This is a genomic window from Orenia metallireducens, from assembly GCF_003001995.1.
Lineage (GTDB): Bacteria > Bacillota > Halanaerobiia > Halobacteroidales > Halobacteroidaceae > Orenia > Orenia metallireducens_B.
The window spans coordinates 1-2,706 of record NZ_PVNB01000067.1 but is presented as its reverse complement, the minus strand read 5'-3'; the positions used below and the strand labels follow the sequence as shown (position 1 = coordinate 2,706).

Below are 2,706 nucleotides of genomic sequence, written 5' to 3'. Positions count from 1 at the left end.
ACTAGATAGTATCCTGAGTACCATGAGTCACGTGGAACCTCGTGGGAAGTTAGGAGGACCATCTCCTAAGGCTAAATACTCCCTAGCGACCGATAGTGAACTAGTACCGTGAGGGAAAGGTGAAAAGAACCCCGGAAGGGGAGTGAAATAGAATCTGAAACCGTGTGCCTACAAGCAGTCAGAGGACGTATATAATCAGTCTGATGGCGTGCTTTTTGCATAACGAGCCTGCGAGTTATGGTAAGTGGCGTTAGGTTAAGCTTTGAAGGTGGAGCCGAAGCGAAAGCGAGTCTTAACGGGGCGTTAAGTCACTTGCCATAGACCCGAAACCAAGTGATCTATCCATGGTCAGGGTGAAGCACGTGTAAGAACGTGTGGAGGCCCGAACCACATTAGCGTTGAAAAGCTATGGGATGAACTGTGGATAGGGGTGAAAGGCCAATCGAACTTGGAGATAGCTGGTTCTCCTCGAAATAGCTTTAGGGCTAGCCTCAAGTAATTACAACTTGGCGGTAGAGCACTGATTGGACTAGGGGCCTTCTTAGGTTACCGAATCCTGTCAAACTCCGAACGCTGAGCTTGTTTATCTTGGGAGTCAGACTATGTGAGATAAGTTTCATAGTCGAAAGGGAAACAACCCAGATCGTCAGCTAAGGTCCCTAAGTATGAACTAAGTGGCAAAGGATGTGAGATTGCATAGACAACCAGGATGTTGGCTTAGAAGCAGCCATTCATTTAAAGAGTGCGTAATAGCTCACTGGTCGAGTGGTCTTGCGCTGAAAATGTCCGGGGCTTAAGTTCATCACCGAAGCTACGGATCGAGAGATGGTAGAGGAGCTTTCTATATGGATTGAAGCAGTACCGTAAGGAGCTGTGGACTGTATAGAAGTGATAATGCAGGCATGAGTAACGATAAGATAGGTGAGAATCCTATCCGCCGAAAGTCTAAGGTTTCCTGAGGAAGGCTCGTCCGCTCAGGGTAAGCCGGGACCTAAGCCGAGGCCGAAAGGCGTAGGCGATGGAAAATCGGTTAAAATTCCGATGCCACCTCCTTACCGCTATGAGCAATGGGGTGACGCAGGAGGATATGCTAGCTTGGCAACGGTTTGCCAAGTCGAAGCACTTAGGAGGATAATCCAGGTAAATCCGGACTATCATTAACTCTAAGGTGTGACCGGGAGCTTCTAAGGAAGCGAAGTAGTTGATTCCACACTGCCAAGAAAAGCCTCTAGCCAGGTAAATGGTGCCCGTACCGCAAACTGACACAGGTAGACGAGATGAGAATTCTAAGGCGCGCGAGAGAACCTTCGTTAAGGAACTCGGCAAAATTGCCCCGTAACTTCGGGAGAAGGGGCGCCTCATTAGTGTGCAAGCACGAAGAGGCCGCAGTGACTAGGCCCAAGCGACTGTTTACCAAAAACACAGGTCTCTGCTAAGACGTAAGTCGATGTATAGGGGCTGACGCCTGCCCGGTGCTGGAAGGTCAAGGGGATGTGTTAGAGTTTAACTCGAAGCATTGAACTTAAGCCCCAGTAAACGGCGGCCGTAACTATAACGGTCCTAAGGTAGCGAAATTCCTTGTCGGGTAAGTTCCGACCTGCACGAATGGCGCAACGACTTGGGCACTGTCTCAACGAAGGACTCGGTGAAATTGTAGTACCTGTGAAGATGCAGGTTACCCGCGACAGGACGGAAAGACCCCGTGGAGCTTTACTGCAGTCTGATATTGAATTTTGGTACAATATGTACAGCATAAGTGGGAGGCTTTGAAGTCGGCACGCTAGTGTCGGTGGAGCCGAAGGTGGGATACCACTCTTATTTTGCTGGAATTCTAACCATGCACTGTTATCCAGTGCTGGGACATTGTCAGATGGGCAGTTTGACTGGGGCGGTCGACTCCTAAAGAGTAACGGAGTCGCCCAAAGGTTCCCTCAGTGCGGTCGGAAATCGCACGAAGAGTGTAAAGGCAGAAGGGAGCTTGACTGCGAGACATACAGGTCGAGCAGGGACGAAAGTCGGGCTTAGTGATCCGACGGTAGAGTATGGAATTGCCGTCGCTCAACGGATAAAAGTTACCCCGGGGATAACAGGCTTATCTCCCCCAAGAGTTCACATCGACGGGGAGGTTTGGCACCTCGATGTCGGCTCGTCGCATCCTGGAGCTGAAGCAGGTTCCAAGGGTTGGGCTGTTCGCCCATTAAAGCGGTACGCGAGCTGGGTTCAGAACGTCGTGAGACAGTTCGGTCCCTATCCGTCGTGGGCGTAGGATATTTGAAGGGATCTGTCCCTAGTACGAGAGGACCGGGATGGACGTACCTCTGGTGTACCAGTTGTCATCCAATGGCATTGCTGGGTAGCTATGTACGGATCAGATAAACGCTGAAAGCATCTAAGCGTGAAACTGACCTTAAGATGAGATATCCCATAGAGTTAATCTAGTAAGACCCCTGATAGACTATCAGGTCGATAGGTCGGAGGTGTAAGAGTGGTAACATTCTCAGCTGACCGATACTAATAGGTCGAGGACTTAATCTAGATATGTAATCTATTTTTGCAATTTTGAAAGTACAATCTTTCAATTTAATATCTTCTGGTGGTAATTGCGGAGGGGTCACACCTGTTCTCATTTCGAACACAGCAGTTAAGTCCTCCAGCGCCGATTGTACTGCAGGGGCAGCCTTGTGGGAGAGTAGGTCACTGCCAGAA

General features: G+C 49.6%; 2 rRNA genes. Both read left to right on the top strand.

The window, feature by feature from the left end:
• Window positions 1-2,535, top strand: a 23S ribosomal RNA gene (locus BX659_RS18515); the annotation flags it as partial.
• 54 nt (window positions 2,536-2,589) lie between these two features.
• Window positions 2,590-2,706 (top strand): 5S ribosomal RNA (gene rrf, locus BX659_RS18510).